Below are 17,209 nucleotides of genomic sequence, written 5' to 3' on the forward strand. Positions count from 1 at the left end.
TCGCGCAAGCCGGTCAGGAAACTGCCGGCTCTTGAAGTTGTTCAGTCGGCATCGGCTGCAGGCTGGTTGGGCATGCGGCAAGGTGGGCGCATTCGGCAATCACCTTGAGAATCCCGATCACCGCCGGAGTCAGGGTGGTGCCAAGGCAGATGCGCACGCCTGTGGAAGCCTGGCCGTCGGCGAAAAAGATGCCACTGCCAGCCACGTGGCAACCGCGCTCCGTGGCCAGTTGTTGCAATGCCCGCATGTCGGTGTTCGCAGGCATTTCGATCCAGTGAATGAAGCCGCCGCGCGGTGGCACATAGAGGGTCCCGACCGGGAAATCCGTGCGCACCAGCGCTTCGACAAAACTCGCCAGCGAGGACAGTTGCGATCTCAATCTGGCGCAGTGTTCGTCCATGTAGCCACGGCCGATGAATTCATTGAGGACATTTTGCGCAAGGCTGGAAACGGCCAGGTTGCGCGAAAACATCTGCGCGAGGATGGCATTGCGGTATTTGCCGGCCAGACACCAGCCGACGCGATAACCCGGCGCAATGGTTTTGGAAAACGACGAACAGTAGATCGTCTGGCCGCTGGTGTCGTAGCTCTTGATGGCGCGCGGCCGATCAGCCTCGGGCACCAAGTCGAAGAAGATGTCGTCTTCGATGATCGGCACATCCGCTTCCCGGGCGATCCTTGAAAGGCGCGCGCGCGCTTCGTCGGGCATGATGAAGCCACGCGGATTCTGCAACGTCGGGTTGAGAAAAATCACCGCGACTTTTTTCTGTTTCAGTGCTTCTTCCAGATGATCGATATCCAGGCCCGTGCGGCCGTCGGTGCGGATCGGCAGGGCGCGCATGCCCAGGCGTTCGATGGTCTGCAGGATGCCGTAATAGGTCGGGGTTTCGATGGCGACTGTAGCGCCTTTCAACTCGACGGCTTCGAGGGCCAGTTCGAGAGCGATGGTGTCGCCCGATGTCACCAGAATGTCGTCCGGCCCGCAGACTACACCGCGAGTCAGCATCAGGCCGGCAATACGCCTTCGCAGGGCGGGAAGGCCGGGTGGCGCGACCAGGCCGCTCAGCGCGTTGTCAGTCTTGGCAGCCAGCACCGAGAGGCATTTGTTGAGCAGCACGTTGGGCGTGAGATCGCTGTGCAGGACCGCCGAATTCAGCGATGCGGTGGTGCGCGAGGCCGCTTCGGAGAGCATCGCGACCACCGCATGATTGACGTTGACGGTGACACTGGAAAAGTCGAAAGCGCCGGACGGTTTTGCCCGCCCTGATGCCGAGACGAAGTAGCCGACGCGCGGCACCGTCGAGACGTAGGCGTCGGCCTCGAGATCGGCCAGCGCCCGCTGCACCGTGGTGATGCTGGTCTCGAACATCCGCGCCAGAACGCGGATTGACGGCAGTTTCGCTTCGGCCGCCAGGTCACCGCTGTCGATCTGACGAATAATCCAGTCCTTGACTATCCGCCAGCGCTTGTCTGGCAAATCAAACCTGTCCATAAGTTCTCAGTGATGTTTCGAAACAATTCACAGAAAGTAGAGCAAAACGATCCCCGTTGCAGCAACTATGACGATGTTCAGCGCCACCAGACCGAAGGCGAAGCGGATCAGGCTGTTTTCTTCCTGGCGGTTGGCACCGGCAAGTCCGGTGATCAACGACAGGATCGACAGCGAGCCAAGTGCGCCATGGCCTGCGGCGCTGTTGACCATTGCCGCCAGCCACGGCCCGTGTTCGCTGCTCAGCGCGGCAATGGACGGCATCACCAGCGTGTTGCCGCCGACGTTGGAGCCGGTGACATAACCGGCAATCCCCGCCAGCAGAGCGATCGTCGGCGCCAGCGAAATACCCGACATGGATTGCAACGCGCTTTGCGCCTCGGCGAGAAATCCGGCGTTGACCATCACTTGGGAGAGCAGCAGGAACAGGAAGATTGTCGTGACCGGAAACTTCGCCCGGTTGAACAGCGCTTGCCACGGGAAGCCGGCGCCCGCGGTTTGCCTGAACGCCATCAGCACGGTCACGATCAGCAGCGCCAGCCCTGGAGACGCCAGCGGCTTCCATGAAACGTGTTCGCCCCTGACGACCCACAGGCCATCCCAGCCCGACAGCACGAACAGTCCGCGCGACGCCACAATCACTCCCAGCAAGGCCAGATAAGGCCATGCCGCATTCGGCCAGCGCACCAGTTTTTTCCGTTGCGCCCAGGAGATGCCCAGGCCGACGCAAGCCACGGCCAGCCCGGCCAGCACGCCGGAAACTTCCGGGCCGACCCACCGGTTGACGCAATACAGCACGGCAACGAACAGGGCAGTCACGACAAGCAGCCCCAGCCACGGTGTGATCCTGCGGATGCCGGCCTGCCACAAGGCCAGCGACGCCAGGCAGAGGAACACCGGCGCGCTGATCAGCGCCGAATGGCTACCGAGGGATTGCGCCGGCAAATGCGCCAGCAAGGCACCGATCACCGTCGCCAGACCCAGCGTGCCCCACGGCATGATCACCATTCCGGCGAGAGCGATTTTCATCCCCGATTGGCGAGTGAAAAGCCCCATCAGCAGCGGCACCGTGGCGATCAGGGAAACGCCGAAGCCGGTCATCGCTTCCAGCAGCGGTGCCAGCCCCAGCACGATGAAAATCACCTGCGCCGGGGGTGTCCAGCCGAGTTCCTTGACCCACGCGCCGATGGCCTGTGGCGCGCCGCCGCGCTCGACCAGAATGACGAAGGCCAGCCCCGGGACGATTACACAGGCCGTGCTGAGAAACAGGATCGTGGTGTCTTGAAAAATCGCCGAGGAGATCGCCGCCGACACCGGTCCGGCAGCGCCCAGTGCCCACAGCACCAGCACCAGCACCACACCGGCCAGCGCCGCCTGTACCGGCGGACGCCGGACGATCAGAATCAGCGCGATCACCAGCGCGATCGGTGACATTTGCAGCAAGAGAGAGCTCATAGCGGTTTCCTTGGCTTAATCGTGCGTCTGTCCGCTGTACTCGGTCGCCCGCATGGAAGCGCGCTGGCAGAACGTCTGATACCACTCGCTCAGGCGTCCTTGCGCCGAGAAATCCGAGAGTTGACGGAAAGCGATCCAGTCCAGTGCCGTCGCCAAGGCGATGTGGCCGACGGTGATCGGGCCATTGAGGTCGACGTGTTCTTCGATGAAGCGGTAAGCCTCCTTGAGTTTGTATGCCTGGCCGTCCGCGTACGCCGGGTAGCGCAAAGCCTCGGGGCGGCGCTCGACTTCCCAGCGCAGCTTGATGCCGACGTCGCACATGCCCTGCGCCAATGCCTGCAGGCGCAACGCCTTGTAGCGCTCGGGTCCGCTTGCCGGGATGAATTTGCGGCCGTCGCTCAGGTCATCGAGGTATTCGCAGATCACGATGGAATCGAACAGTGCGGTGTCGTCGGGCAGCATCAGCACCGGCACTTTACCCAAGGGGTTGGCTTGGTAAATGGTCGCGTTCGGTGAAGTCGGGCTGGTCTCGTGATGTATCACCTCAAGGCTCGATGCGATGCCAAGTTCGTGAGCCAGCACCAGTACCTTGCGGGCGTACGGCGAATGCGACTGATAGTAAAGTTTCATGCGCGAGTTCCTGTCTCAAGGATTGCGGTGGCGACTCGATGGGCGTCCATGAACAGCCGCGAAGGTGCGCCCGCCGAGGTGACGTAGTGGTTGTAATAACAGGAGCCTTCAGCGAGCGGGCCCAGCACCCAGATGTCACGCACCGCTTCGCCGCTGTTCGACTTGGGGTTGGACGCCGCGTCGACATCGATGCCGTCGATGCCCGGCACATCGGTGCGCGGCCGCACAAGGCCCAGGCGCGCGAGGTCGCGCACCGGTGCGCAGTCGCTGTGGGTGACGCCGCTGCTCTGGACGTAACCGGCGACTCGCTTGAAGTGTTCGATCGCGGGGCGTGAGCCGGGCTTGAGGAAGGTCAGCAGGCCGGCATCACACAGCGCGAGCAGATCGGCGTGGCGCTCCTTCTGCGGGCCGGCGACCAGACGATTGATCGCCTTGTGCCAGCGGCCATAGAACTGCCGATGCGAATCCTCGGTGAGCCCGTCGAAATCGACCGCCTCACGCAGCCGGTCACGCAAGTCGCGCCAGACTTCGATAGCGGCTTTGATCGGCGACGCGCCGCGTCCCAGACGCGCTTCCAGCAAGTCGGCTTCGAGGGTGTCGTAAATCCATGCGTGATAGTTGTAAGGCGTGACGCTGTCGGGCAGTTTGTGGCTGATCAGCTCCAGCGGACTGATTGCGCCGGCAATCGCTTCGAACTCGCGCAGCAAGGCTTCACAAGCGGCCACACCCGCGGGGCCGGCAACGCTGACGGTTCGGAGCTGCGCAAGCAGCTGTTGTGGCGCTGAGGGTTTGTGCAGGACGGCGACCGCAGCGGCACGCATCTCCAGCAGCATCAGCGGCAGAATGTCCCGTTCGAAATCCAGCCGGCGGTTGTGGGCGTTGACCCGCAACGATTCGATACGCTCGCTCGTCAGCAGCACAGCGGTGTGGCGCAGGCAGCCAATCAAGCCGTCGGGCCGAGTACGAAAAGGCAGCCCGTCCCGCGACTGAATGCAGATCACCGGCTCCTGACCCGAAGGCTGGTAAGTGTGACTGCCATCGGCCATGGGTTTGTAAATTCCGCCTCTGCCAGCAGTCAGCGCCGCCAGGGTGTCCATGGCGCCCAGGCCCAACCCTTCGATCAATACCGTTTCGCCGGGCTCGACGGTGGTGAGGCTGCCGGGCAGCGGATAGATGTTATCGACCCGGTTCTGCCCCGCCAGGCGCAGGCGCCCGGTGTGGCCGACGGTCAGCACCAGACGATCCACCGTTACCGCAGCGCCTTGGGCGGTTAGCAGAATGTATTGCTGATTCTCGTTGCGCTCGACCGCCGTGACCTGATGACGGTGCAGATTGACCGTGACCCAGCCGGGTGCGGTCGCGAGGATCCGCGTGAAGGCGTCGGCCAGATAAGCGCCGAGCAGGTGCCGTGGCAGAAAATCCTCCGGCTCGACGTCGCGACCGTCGGCGGCGAGCAGGCCACTGTCGGGGTCAACCTTGACGTGCTGTGCTCGGCACCACGCGAGAAAGTCCGGCCCTGGTCGTTCCCGGGCGTCGGTCAGATCACCGAACGCTGCTGCGTCGGGAAATACCCCGAGCTGACCGGCGACGGTGTTGAGCAACAGGTAGTCCGGTTGATCGGGCCAGTGCGCGCCGCTGCCGAGCACGTTGGGCTCGAAGATGTCGATGACCACCGGTTGTTGCGGGCGTTCCTCGGCGCGGCTCAACAGGCGCTCGAATATCGACAATCCGCGCGAACCGCAGCCGACCAGGCCGATGTGCACAGGCGCCTTCACCATCTGCGCTCCTCGCCAAAAAATGACGGGATGGCAATTGCCGTACCGGCCGCGACCGCAATGTCGTGGATCATCCGGCCAATCGCGAGATCGAGTATGCCCATGCCGAATGGCGAATAGATCAGCGGTTTGTCTTGGGCGACATGCAGGTCGCCGCGAATCAGCTGCGCCACTGTGCCAGTGACAAAGTCGCGATGGCCGTATTGCTGCTCGGCCAGATGCGGTGAGGTATTGGCCTTCAGGCAATGGGTGATGTCGTCGAAGTAGTTGTAACTTTCCTCGATGATTTCGGCGCCGATATCCCGCAGCGAGATGTTCAGAACAATCTGCCCCGGGCGGAACGTGCCCTGGCCTTTTACGTACGGCTCGCCCGCGCTGGTGGCGAACACCACGATGTCGGCAGTCAGTGCTTCTTCGAGCGACAGCAGGCGTACGTCCGGCAGGCCCAGTTGTTCGCCAAATTCCGCGAGGGCTTGCGCCGATTCCGCGTTGAGATCGTGTATGCCCACGCTGTCGAAGGACCAGTCGTCGGCGACGAAAGTCTCGACGATATTCCTTGAGATTACCCCGCCACCAATGATCGAAAGTGTCGCCGCGTGCCGGTTCTGGCCATTCAGCCACCAGGCACCCAATACCGCCGACGCCGCCGTGCGCACGGCGCTGATCAGTGCACCTTCGATCAAGGCGTAGGGGTAACCGGTCTGCGGGTCGTTGAGAATCAGCACGGCAGATGCGCGCGGAATGCCTGACTTGATGTTGTCGGGATAACTGGCAATCCACTTGATCCCGGAGACGGATTGATCGCCCTCGCTGTCGACGATGGCCGCCGGCAGCGCAATGATCCGGTTCGCCGGTTGCGCAGGGAAACGCAAAAAGTAACTGTCGGGGTTAACGGTTTCGCCACGCTCGTGGGTCAGGTAGGTCTGCGCCACCATGTCGATGGTTGCGTGCCGCAGCCCGTTGAGGATGTCTTTGACGACAGCGCCGGGGATGACGTGGAACGGTTGGATCAGATTCTGTGTGGTCATGAGGATTACGCCGAGAGTGCCAGAGCGATTTCAGGAAAAAGGGGCTGCAGTGCGGTTGCGCCGATCCGCTGGGTGACCCAGTCGTCGCAATAGATGGTTTCGAGATAGCGCTCGCCCATGTCGGGGGAGATCGCCACCACGATATCGTCGGGCCGGATATGCGCCGCCCACTGGCGGATGCCGGCGAGCACAGTGCCGGTGGAGCCGCCGAAGAGCAGGCCGTAGCGTTGCGCCAGCCAACGGCAGACCTTGATCGTCTGTTCCTCGGGAATCGACAGGAAGTCGTGAATGCCCGACGACTCGAATATCTCCGGCAGGCGGCTGGTGCCGAGCCCCGGAATATGGCGCGTGCCGCCCGGCAGGCCGAGCGTCACCGAGCCAACGGTATCGACGGCAATGACTTTGGTCTGCGGATGATGTTCGGCGAAGTAGTTCTTGCAGCCCATCAGCGTGCCGGTGGTACCCGCGCCGACGAACAGGTAATCCACTTGGGGAAACTTGTGCGCGATGGACTTGGCAGTCGCTTGATAGTGGGCGAGAGGGTTGGTCGGATTCTTGTACTGGTTGAGCCAGATGTAGTCGGCATTGTCAGCGACCAGTTGTTCGATCAGGCGAATCCGCGAATTCAGGTAACCGCCATTCTCGTCACGCTGATCGACCATGAGCATTTGCGCGCCCAGGGCGTGAATCATCTTGCGGTTCGGCGCGGAAATATTCGGGTCGATTACGCAAACGAACTTGTAACCCTTGGCGGCGCAGACCATGGCCAGCGCAACGCCCAGATTCCCCGATGAGGATTCGATAAGGCGGGTCTTGTGGTTGATCAGTCCGCGAACCTCAAGATCAGTGATCAGCGCGTGCGCGGTCTTCAGCTTGATAGAGCCGGCGGGATTCAGTCCTTCGATTTTCAGCTGGATCGTTGCGCTGCAAAGATCGCCGATCTGCACATAACTGTCTTCATTGATGAGTTGCTTGATCATACGTCGTCCGTTTCGCTCTTTTGCCGGGCGCACGGGGGCGCCAGCATTCATCCTGGAATGTTTGAAAAGCAGTAACTGCAGTTCGCCTGTGGGTTGGGTTTCAGATTTTTTTGCTGGACAGGAAGTGACCTTGCGGGCGACGCCGATCGATTCAAAAAATCAGGTTTTTGCGCTCTGAGGGCTACAGGAGTCCAGAGTGTTGCGGGGCGCAAAGTAGAGCCAGTCATTGGCTCGCCAAGGCTTGCTTGAAGTATTGGCGAAACGCCATCTGCGCGGAGAGATACAGATTTCCGGTTTTTTCCAGTACAGCTGGAATCCGGGTGTATCGAAGGACGAAGAGAGGAGGGGGATCAAATCGCAGGCATAAAAAAACCCTGAATCTTTCGATTCAGGGTTTTCGGTATTTGGTGCCCAGAGACGGAATCGAACCGCCGACACGGGGATTTTCAATCCCCTGCTCTACCGACTGAGCTATCTGGGCAACGGGGCGCATTAAAAGGGTTTTTCGAATTTACGTCAACGACTTTTTGAAAATTTCTTAAATTAATTCCGTCGCTTACGAAATATGCGGGTTATTCGGCTGGCGGCACGTAGCCTTCGGCCTTGGCGTATTCCTCGCCGGAGAAGTACTTGTCCATTTCGCCCTGCAGGTATTTGCGATCTTCGGCATTCATCATGTTCAGACGCTTTTCGTTGATCAGCAGGATCTGGTGTTTCTGCCAGTCGGCCCAGGCCTTGGCCGAGACGTGGTCGAAAATATCCTGGCCCTTGGCCCCCGGGAAAGGGGCGCGTTCCAGCGCGGGCAGTTCTTCTTTGTACTTGCGGCACATTACGGTGCGGGTCATGGCGACTCTCCTGCATTCAAGACGGCGGCCGCGCGTTCGAGCAAGGTCTTGACCGGGGCAGCAAGGCCCAGGCGCGGCGGGGTGGCGAGGTTATACCAGAGCCAGTCGGCCTCGGCCACGTGATGGCTGGCTTCCTGCACCTGAACCAGCCACGGTTCGATGGACAACTGGAAATGGCTGAACGTGTGAACCAGGCTCGGCAGCGCTTGCTGCTGACCCATGGTCAGCGAGTGCTGATCGGCCAGATGCTGCAGGTCTTCCAGATCATCCAGTTCCGGCAGGCTCCACAGACCGCCCCACAGGCCCGTCGACGGGCGGCGGTAAAGCAGAATTGCGCCTTCGCCATTGGCCAGCATCGGCATCAGCGTGCGTTTCTGCGGAATGGCCTTGCGCGGCTTGGGAATTGGGTAGCGGGTTTCCAGGCCAAGCATGTGCGCTTCACAGCCGCGCTTGAGCGGACACAGCAGGCAACTCGGCTTGCTGCGCGTGCAGAGTGTAGCGCCGAGATCCATCATCGCCTGGGTGTAGGCGTTGACCCGGTCGTGCGGGGTGAACCGCTCGGCGTTGGCCCACAGCTGTCTGGCGACCTTCGGTTCGCCGGGGTAGCCCTCTTGCGCCGTGAAGCGCGCCAGCACGCGTTTGACGTTGCCGTCGAGGATCGGCGCGCGCAGGCCCATGCTGATGCTGGCGATCGCGCCGGCGGTGGACAGACCGATCCCCGGTAGCTCGGTGAGTTTTTCCACGTCCCGCGGGAATTCGCCACCGTACTGGCTGACGACGATCTTCGCGGTCTTCTGCAGATTGCGTGCGCGAGTGTAGTAACCCAGCCCGGTCCACAGGTGCAGCACCTCGTCTTCCGGCGCTTCAGCCAGCGCTTCGACCGTCGGCAGCGCTGCCATGAAACGCTCGAAGTAATTGAGCACGGTGCTGACCTGGGTCTGCTGCAACATGATCTCGGACACCCACACCCGGTACGGGTTGATGTCCTGCTGCCACGGCAAATCGTGGCGGCCATGGCGGTCGAACCACTCCAGCACCGCCGTGGAAAACTGCTCCGCTGTCATCGCTTGAACAGCCCCTTCAATGCGTTTTTCAGTTCCGGGCTGACTTTGTCCCCCAGTTTCTGGTCGATCTTCTCGCTCAGTTTGTTGCCGGCCATTTTGCTGGCGACCTGACCGAGACGGTCATTGTCGACGCGGCAGGCCTTGGCCCCCAGTTCCAGCGGGCCACGGCAGCGCAGCGGCCACTCGATGCCGACGAACTTCTCGCCGACCTGACAGGCCGGGTCGGGCATGGCGCTGGTGTCGCCCTCGACGATGATGCCGACGCGGTAATCCATGCCCAAAACGCGCAGGTCGATATCGCCGTCACCGTTGACGGTCATGCCGGGGATGCGCACTTTCAGGTCCGGGTTGCTGGCGACGCCGTTGCGCACGGTCAGGTTGCCCTTGAGCTCTTCGAACGGTGTGTCCTTGCCGCGCGGCTCGCCACTGAGGGTCTTGCGATTGAGGGTGGCGATGCCTTTGCACAATTGCTGTTCAAGATTGGCGTTGAGCAGCACGCCGTTGTTGATGACGAAGCTGGCGTTGCCGTTGAGCGTATCGATCAGCGCCTGTTGGCTATTGCCGCTGCCGGTGAGGCTGCTGGTCAGCGTTACCAGACCTTTGACCGGGGGATTCTTGCCCTGGCTTTCGATGATTTTTTCCGCCGGCACGCGATTGAGGCGGGTCTGCAGGTTCAGCACCGGCGCGCTTGGGCGCACGTCGAGGGTGCCGTTGGCGACGAAGCCGCCGTTGTACAGATCACCGCTCAGGTTAGTCAGCGTCAGCAAGCCACCCTGGCCGGTGGCTTTGAGCGCGGCGTTCTGGATCGGCAGTTTGTCGAGAGTCAGCTGGCCGAAAGTGAGGTCGGCATCTACGTCCAGTTTCGCCAGGCGTTCCACCGGCAGCAGGCGCTCGGTGCTCCAGGCGGTTTTGCTCGGTTTGTCCGGCAGCGGCGTGGTGCCTGCCACCGCGCCGGCCTCGGTGCTGGCGACTTCGGCCTGACGCGTTTGCGTGGCGCTGTTGGCCTGGGCCGATTTCGGGGGCAGGTAGCGGTCGACGTTGAATGTGTCGGCCTTGAGAATGGCGCGCAGCGACTGTTTGGCGAAATCCTCGATGGCGATGCGGCCGCTGAAGCTGCTGTCATCGAGTTTCAGGTTGATGTTGTCGAACGACAGGCTGGTCGGCGTGGCGGCGACGCGGCTGACCAGTTCAACTTTGCTCAGGCTGCCTTCGCCCATCGCCGGCAGTGTCTGGCCGATGCTGTCGACGAATTTCGCCAGATCGAACTGGGCGATGGAAATGCCGCCGCTGATCTGCGGCGTCTTGTCGAGGTCGTTGGCTTTCAGCTCACCCAGGGCACGCAACTGGTTGGCGGAAATCTTGATGCCGGTCCATTCGGCGACGTTCGCTGCCTTGTCCAGCAACAACTGGCCCTGGGCGGAGAAAGTCATGGTCTTGCCTTGCAGCGGATCGCCAGCGAGTTCGCCGGTCAGCTTCAGGTCTTCGAATTTGTAGCGTTGCAGCGCGCGCTCGAAGCGCAATTCGCCGTTGAGCTCGGTGCGCACGCGCAACACCGGTTGATTGGTGCCGAGGAACGCGGTGGCCTTCACCGGGATGTTGGTCGAGTCGTGCACCGGGCCGGTGCTCAGCTGAATGCTTTCGGCGCTGAACTGCTTGCCGGTCAGCTCATCGGTGTATTCAACGCGGGCGTTGTTGACGGTCAGGCTGTCGATGTCGAGGCGGATCGGCTGCGCCGGTTTTTCCACGGCGACGGTCGGCTCGCTGGCAGTCGTGCCCGGTGTGACGGGTGGCGTCGAGCCGGGCGCCACAGGCACCTTGCCGATATCTTCCCAGTTGCCGTGGCCGTTCTTGTCACGGTTCAGGCGCAGGTTGAGGCCTTCGACGCGCACATCGCTCATCTGCACTTCACGGCGCAACAACGGCAGGACGCGGACGGACAGACCGAGCATCTGCAAATCGGCAAACGGTTCGGCGGGTTTGGCCAGGGTGGCGACGCTGGCTTCGTGCAGTTCCAGGCCGAGCCACGGGAACAGGCTCCAGCCGATATCGCCATTGAGCGTCAGCTCGATGTGGGCCTTGTCGCGGGCTATCTGGCGGATCTCGTCTTTGTAGTCGTTGGGATCGAAGAGGTGGGTCAGGGCAAAACCTGCCGCCACAATGATCAGCAACAGCCCGAGAAGTACCAGACCCAGGATTTTGCCGAACGCTTTCATGGGCGAGTCCTTGTAGTTAGTCGAATTCGTCATTTGGCCGGGGAGTATAGCGCTGCAAGCACCCGGTTCGGTGTGGCGTCATCTGCCGAGGGTCGGCGGTGGCACCTGCAACTTCGCCACCGGTGCCTGCGCTTGAGGATGCCCGGCGGGCGCCAGAGGGCGCAATCCGGCCCCCGCTTGCGACGCCATTTTTTGCGCTTGGTTCACCAGTCGTTCAGCCCCGCCAAGGCGACGGGTAACTTTTCGCACGCATAAATGGGACAAGTAGCAAACGGCGTGGTGCCTTTGCAGACGCGGGGTTGGCGGCTTCCCGAGTCGTACGAGAACAGATGACTTGAAAAAAGGTGATATCAGTTTGGTTTTTCTGTCACCTGAGAATGGTAACCTTCGCCAGTTCGTCCGCCCGTCTGCGACTTAACGTCGCGCCATCAAGGAGCTTCACCTAAAAAAACGGTCATGCCTGCGTGCATAAGGCCGAGGGTGAGCAGTGGCTGGCGAACCATACTGACAATTGGGGGATACACAATGAGCACGAGCATCACGGCGGACGGCCTCAAAGCCGACCAGCCTGCGTTCCTGTCCAAGGAACGCATCATCGCCAAGCCCGGTTTCAACCGCTGGCTGGTTCCACCGGCCGCTTTGGCCATTCACCTGTGCATCGGCATGGCCTACGGCTTCTCGGTGTTCTGGTTGCCGCTGTCCAAGGCACTGGGCGTTACCGCACCGATGGCTTGCGCGCCGGACATGAGCTTCATCGCACAGGTATTTTCGTCGAACTGCGACTGGCCGATCTCCATGCTCGGCTGGATCTACACGCTGTTCTTCATCTTCCTCGGCTGCTCGGCAGCGATCTGGGGTGGCTGGCTGGAACACGCCGGTCCTCGTAAAGCGGGCGTGGTGTCGGCGCTGTGCTGGTGTGGCGGTCTGCTGATTTCCGCGCTGGGTATCTATACCCACCAGATCTGGCTGATGTGGATCGGCTCGGGCGTGATCGGCGGCATCGGTCTGGGCCTGGGCTATATCTCGCCGGTATCGACCCTGATCAAGTGGTTCCCGGACAAGCGCGGCATGGCGACCGGCATGGCGATCATGGGTTTCGGTGGCGGCGCGATGGTCGGTGCGCCGTTGGCGACTGCGCTGATGAGCCACTTCGCTTCGCCAGAAGGCGTGGGCGTATGGCAAAGCTTCGTGGCCATGGCGGCCATCTACTTCGTGTTCATGATCGGTGGCGCATTGTCCTACCGCGTGCCGCCAACCGGCTGGAAGCCTGAAGGCTGGACCGCTCCGGCGAAGAAAGCTTCGAACGCGATGATCACCAACCGTCACGTCCATGTGAACGTAGCGTGGAAAACTCCGCAATTCCGTCTGGTCTGGCTGGTGCTGTGCCTGAACGTTTCGGCGGGTATCGGCATCCTCGGCATGGCTTCGCCACTGTTGCAGGAAGTGTTTGGCGGCAAGTTGCTGGGCGTTGACGTGCCGTTCGGTCAACTCGACGCCGGCCAACTGGCTTCGATCGCGGCGATCGCGGCGGGCTTCACCGGTCTGCTGAGCCTGTTCAACATCGGTGGCCGCTTCTTCTGGGCCTCGTTCTCGGATTACCTGGGCCGCAAAAACACCTATTTCGTGTTCTTCGCCTTGGGTTTTGCCCTGTACGCACTGATTCCGAACCTGGGTCACTTGGGCAACGTTGCGCTGTTCGTGGCGGCGTTCTGCATCATCCTGTCGATGTACGGCGGTGGTTTTGCCACGGTGCCGGCTTATCTGGCCGACCTGTTCGGTACGCAGATGGTCGGTGCGATCCACGGTCGTCTGCTGACTGCCTGGGCTGCTGCCGGTGTGCTCGGTCCGGTGCTGGTGAACTACCTGCGTGAATATCAGTTGAGCATCGGCGTGGAACGCGCAGCTGCCTACGACATCACTCTGTACATCCTCGCCGGCCTGCTGGTGCTGGGCTTCCTGTGCAACCTGATGGTGCGCCCAGTCGCTGACAAGTACTTCATGACCGACGCTGAACTGGCTGCCGAACAGGCGCTGGGCCACGACAAGGGTGCTGATGCCAGCACCGTTCTGGAGTGGAAAGCGGCGCCGGGCACCAAACCTCTGGCAATCGCTGCCTGGCTGGTGGTGGGTATTCCGTTGGCGTGGGGTGTGTGGGTGACCCTGCAGAAAACGGCGGTACTGTTTCACTAAGTAAAAAGGCAGTACCCCTGTAGGAGTGAGCCTGCTCGCGATAGCGGTCTGACAGTCACAGAAATGTTGATTGCCAGGTCCTCATCGCGAGCAGGCTCACTCCTACAGTTGTTTTTGGCGTGTCTGTAATGGCTTGTATGGACATGTCTACCCGCGACAGCCGGGCGTTCTATCCGTCAGGCATCTCTCCTCTCGTGTTTCTGTTTGCGCCTCGCGTGCCTATAATGGCTGCCTTTTTCGCCCAATGATTTTGCGGAGCTGGTGATGGCCGAACGTAAGGCGTCTGTCGAGCGCGACACTCTGGAAACCCAGATCAAAGCCTCGATCAACCTTGATGGCACCGGAAAGGCCCGATTCGATATCGGCGTTCCTTTTCTTGAGCACATGCTGGATCAGATCGCCCGTCACGGGTTGATCGATCTGGATATCGAATGCAAGGGCGATCTGCATATCGACGACCACCATACGGTGGAAGACGTCGGTATCACCCTCGGCCAGGCCTTCGCCAAAGCCATCGGCGACAAGAAAGGCATCCGTCGCTACGGCCATGCCTACGTGCCGCTCGATGAAGCGCTGTCGCGCGTGGTGATCGATTTCTCCGGTCGCCCGGGCCTGCAGATGCACGTGCCGTACACCCGCGCCACCGTCGGTGGCTTCGACGTTGACCTGTTCCAGGAATTCTTCCAGGGCTTCGTCAACCACGCGCTGGTCAGTGTGCACATCGACAACCTGCGCGGCACCAACACTCACCACCAGATCGAAACCGTGTTCAAGGCATTCGGCCGCGCGCTGCGCATGGCCGTCGAGCTGGACGAACGCATGGCCGGGCAAATGCCATCGACCAAAGGCGTGCTGTAATGCAGACGGTTGCAGTTATCGACTACGGCATGGGCAACCTGCACTCAGTGGCCAAGGCGCTGGAGCACGTCGGCGCCGGCAAGGTGCTGATCACCAGCGATGCGAACGTGATTCGTGAAGCCGACCGCGTGGTATTCCCCGGCGTTGGCGCGATTCGCGATTGCATGGCGGAGATCCGTCGGCTCGGCTTCGATTCGCTGGTCCGTGAGGTCAGCCAGGATCGGCCATTCCTCGGCATCTGCGTCGGCATGCAAGCCTTGCTCGACAGCAGCGAAGAGAATGATGGCGTTGACTGCATCGGCCTGTTCCCGGGCGCGGTGAAGTTCTTCGGCAAGGACCTGCACGAAGACGGCGAGCACCTGAAGGTCCCGCACATGGGCTGGAATGAGGTGAAGCAGAATATCAGTCACCCGCTGTGGCACGACATCCCGGATCTGGCGCGTTTCTACTTCGTGCACAGCTACTACATCGCCGCCGCCAATGGGCGGCAGGTGGTGGGCAGCGGTCATTACGGTGTCGATTTCGCCGCAGCGCTGGCCGATGGCTCGCGCTTCGCCGTGCAGTTCCACCCGGAGAAGAGCCATACCCACGGCCTGCAATTGCTGCAGAACTTCGCCGCATGGGACGGTCGCTGGTAAATGGCTGGCAAGAAGTCCAAACCGCCGATCCTGACCCTCACTCCCGAGCAGGAGAGCGAGGCCAATCGCAAGATTCAGCGGTTCATGGAAGACCGTTTCGAACTGGACCTGGGTTCGTTCGAAGCGGCGGAAATTCTTGAGCTGTTTACCCGCGAAATTGCTCCGCACTATTACAACAGGGCGATTTTCGATGTGCAGACCCACCTCAAGGAGCGGTTTGAAAGCATCGAAAGCGACCTGTGGGCGCTCGAAAAAAATTAAGAGCAGCGGCAAGCGTCAAGCTGCGAGCTGCAAGAGATAGACGCGCGTGCGCGCTTGCAGCTTATGGCTTGCAGCTTGCCGCTCTTTTGACGAAGGAAAAAGCATGCTGATTATCCCCGCTATCGATCTCAAAGACGGTGCCTGCGTACGTCTGCGCCAGGGCCGCATGGAAGATTCCACGGTGTTCTCCGATGACCCGGTGAGCATGGCTGCCAAGTGGGTGGAGGGCGGTTGCCGCCGTCTGCATCTGGTCGACCTCAACGGCGCGTTCGAGGGCCAGCCGGTCAACGGCGAAGTGGTCACCGCGATCGCCAAGCGCTACCCGACCCTGCCGATCCAGATCGGTGGCGGCATCCGCTCGCTGGAAACCATTGAGCATTACGTCAAGGCCGGCGTGAGCTTCGTGATCATCGGCACCAAAGCCGTAAAGGATCCGGCGTTCGTTGCTGAGGCCTGCCGCGCCTTTCCGGGCAAGATCATCGTCGGTCTGGATGCCAAAGACGGTTTCGTCGCCACCGATGGCTGGGCTGAAATCAGCACCGTACAGGTGATCGATCTGGCCAGGCAGTTCGAAGCCGACGGCGTGTCGTCGATTGTTTATACCGACATCGCCAAAGACGGCATGATGCAGGGCTGCAACGTACCGTTCACCGCTGCTCTGGCCGCTGCGACGAAGATTCCGGTGATCGCTTCCGGCGGCATCCACAATCTGGGTGACATCAAGTCGCTGCTCGACGCCAAGGCGCCGGGCATCATCGGCGCGATCACGGGTCGCGCGATTTATGAGGGCACGCTGGATGTGGCAGAAGCCCAGGCTTTCTGCGATAGCTACGCGACCAGATAAAAGCAGCTTCAAGCTGCGAGCTGCAAGTTAGAAGCGCGACCGCAATCCGCCCTTTCTTGCAGCTTGAAGCTTGAAGCTTCTTAATCGGAGATTAAGTCTTATGGCGTTAGCCAAACGCATCATCCCTTGCCTGGACGTGGACAACGGCCGGGTCGTCAAAGGTGTGAAGTTCGAGAACATCCGTGACGCCGGTGACCCGGTGGAAATCGCCCGTCGCTACGACGAGCAGGGTGCCGACGAAATTACCTTTCTCGACATCACCGCCAGCGTCGATGGCCGCGACACCACGCTGCATACCGTCGAGCGCATGGCCAGCCAGGTGTTCATTCCGCTGACCGTCGGCGGTGGCGTGCGCACCGTGCAGGACATCCGCAACCTGCTCAATGCTGGCGCGGACAAGGTGTCGATCAACACCGCTGCCGTGTTCAACCCGGAGTTCGTAGGTGAAGCCGCGCAGCATTTCGGCTCGCAGTGCATCGTCGTCGCCATTGACGCCAAGAAGGTTTCCGGCCCGGGCGAAACCCCGCGCTGGGAGATCTTCACCCACGGCGGGCGCAAGCCGACCGGCCTCGATGCAGTCGAGTGGGCGAAGAAAATGGAAGGCCTCGGTGCCGGCGAAATCCTCCTGACCAGCATGGATCAGGACGGCATGAAAAACGGCTTCGATCTCGGCGTTACCCGCGCCATCAGCGATGCGCTGGGCATTCCGGTGATCGCTTCCGGCGGTGTCGGCAACTTGCAGCATCTGGCCGATGGCATCCTCGAAGGGCACGCCAGCGCGGTACTGGCAGCGAGTATTTTCCACTTCGGCGAATACACCGTGCAGGAAGCCAAGGCCTACATGGCGCATCGCGGCATCGTCATGCGCTAAAGCGTACAGGCCAGTGGACAGCATGGCGCGCCCAAGGCACTCTTGGGCACGCCATGGATTCCGGTAGC

15 protein-coding genes, 1 tRNA gene and 1 pseudogene are annotated in these 17,209 nt (G+C 61.3%); 6 read left to right on the top strand and 11 right to left on the bottom strand.

Annotated elements, in window-relative coordinates:
* Positions 1–13: 13 nt before the first annotated feature.
* From LIS66_RS01510 to LIS66_RS01555, 11 genes and pseudogenes are all read right to left on the bottom strand, one after another.
* Positions 14–1,492 (bottom strand): PLP-dependent aminotransferase family protein, encoded by a 1,479-nt coding sequence (locus LIS66_RS01510; RefSeq protein ID WP_227973467.1) that lies wholly within the window; start codon positions 1,490–1,492, stop codon positions 14–16.
* A 27-nt stretch (positions 1,493–1,519) separates the two neighbouring features.
* Positions 1,520–2,944, bottom strand: coding sequence for an L-lactate permease (locus LIS66_RS01515; protein WP_227973468.1), 1,425 nt, complete (start codon positions 2,942–2,944; stop codon positions 1,520–1,522).
* A gap of 15 nt (positions 2,945–2,959) precedes the next feature.
* Positions 2,960–3,574, bottom strand: coding sequence for a glutathione S-transferase family protein (locus tag LIS66_RS01520; RefSeq protein ID WP_227973469.1), 615 nt, complete (start codon positions 3,572–3,574; stop codon positions 2,960–2,962).
* Positions 3,571–5,352, bottom strand: coding sequence for an FAD/NAD(P)-binding protein (locus tag LIS66_RS01525; protein WP_227973470.1), 1,782 nt, complete (start codon positions 5,350–5,352; stop codon positions 3,571–3,573). The genes LIS66_RS01520 and LIS66_RS01525 overlap by 4 nt, the downstream gene beginning before the upstream one ends.
* Complete coding sequence (gene sbnB, locus LIS66_RS27780) at positions 5,346–6,377, bottom strand: 2,3-diaminopropionate biosynthesis protein SbnB (RefSeq protein WP_322746233.1); 1,032 nt, start codon at positions 6,375–6,377, stop codon at positions 5,346–5,348. The genes LIS66_RS01525 and sbnB overlap by 7 nt, the downstream gene beginning before the upstream one ends.
* 5 nt (positions 6,378–6,382) lie before the next feature.
* Positions 6,383–7,357 carry a 2,3-diaminopropionate biosynthesis protein SbnA gene (gene sbnA / locus LIS66_RS27785; protein ID WP_322746234.1) on the bottom strand — a complete coding sequence of 325 codons (975 nt, stop codon included), beginning with the start codon at positions 7,355–7,357 and terminating at the stop codon, positions 6,383–6,385.
* Between the two features lie 405 nt (positions 7,358–7,762).
* Positions 7,763–7,838: transfer RNA gene (locus LIS66_RS01535), tRNA-Phe, on the bottom strand.
* A 91-nt stretch (positions 7,839–7,929) separates the two neighbouring features.
* Complete coding sequence (locus LIS66_RS01540; RefSeq protein WP_227973471.1) at positions 7,930–8,202, bottom strand: oxidative damage protection protein; 273 nt, start codon at positions 8,200–8,202, stop codon at positions 7,930–7,932.
* Positions 8,199–9,266: an A/G-specific adenine glycosylase gene (gene mutY, locus LIS66_RS01545; RefSeq protein ID WP_042608633.1), complete on the bottom strand. Its 1,068-nt coding sequence runs from the start codon at positions 9,264–9,266 to the stop codon at positions 8,199–8,201. Before mutY ends, LIS66_RS01540 begins: the two co-directional genes overlap by 4 nt.
* Entirely contained in the window at positions 9,263–11,479 is a 2,217-nt protein-coding gene (locus LIS66_RS01550) for an AsmA family protein (protein WP_227973472.1), read from the bottom strand. Before LIS66_RS01550 ends, mutY begins: the two co-directional genes overlap by 4 nt.
* Positions 11,480–11,557: 78 nt before the next feature.
* A pseudogene (locus LIS66_RS01555) lies at positions 11,558–11,776 on the bottom strand (acetyl-CoA sensor PanZ family protein); the annotation flags it as partial.
* 228 nt (positions 11,777–12,004) lie between these two features.
* Between LIS66_RS01555 and LIS66_RS01560 the strand changes: the two are divergent.
* From LIS66_RS01560 to hisF, 6 genes are all read left to right on the top strand, one after another.
* Positions 12,005–13,669: an OFA family MFS transporter gene (locus tag LIS66_RS01560; RefSeq protein ID WP_227973473.1), complete on the top strand. Its 1,665-nt coding sequence runs from the start codon at positions 12,005–12,007 to the stop codon at positions 13,667–13,669.
* Between the two features lie 264 nt (positions 13,670–13,933).
* Complete coding sequence (gene hisB / locus LIS66_RS01565; protein ID WP_016772125.1) at positions 13,934–14,527, top strand: imidazoleglycerol-phosphate dehydratase HisB; 594 nt, start codon at positions 13,934–13,936, stop codon at positions 14,525–14,527.
* Entirely contained in the window at positions 14,527–15,165 is a 639-nt protein-coding gene (gene hisH, locus LIS66_RS01570; protein ID WP_042608636.1) for an imidazole glycerol phosphate synthase subunit HisH, read from the top strand. Before hisB ends, hisH begins: the two co-directional genes overlap by 1 nt.
* Entirely contained in the window at positions 15,166–15,426 is a 261-nt protein-coding gene (locus LIS66_RS01575) for a DUF2164 domain-containing protein (protein WP_042608637.1), read from the top strand.
* Positions 15,427–15,529: 103 nt separating this feature from the next.
* The gene (hisA, locus tag LIS66_RS01580) at positions 15,530–16,270 is read left to right on the top strand and encodes a 1-(5-phosphoribosyl)-5-[(5-phosphoribosylamino)methylideneamino]imidazole-4-carboxamide isomerase (protein ID WP_227973474.1); all 741 of its coding nucleotides are present in this window, start codon (positions 15,530–15,532) and stop codon (positions 16,268–16,270) included.
* A gap of 100 nt (positions 16,271–16,370) precedes the next feature.
* On the top strand, positions 16,371–17,141 hold the full coding sequence (gene hisF, locus LIS66_RS01585) for an imidazole glycerol phosphate synthase subunit HisF (RefSeq protein ID WP_007897430.1): 771 nt from the start codon (positions 16,371–16,373) through the stop codon (positions 17,139–17,141).
* Positions 17,142–17,209 lie beyond the last annotated feature (68 nt).

It is taken from the genome of Pseudomonas sp. HN2, assembly GCF_020736465.1.
In the GTDB taxonomy this organism is placed as follows: Bacteria; Pseudomonadota; Gammaproteobacteria; order Pseudomonadales; family Pseudomonadaceae; genus Aquipseudomonas; species Aquipseudomonas moraviensis_A.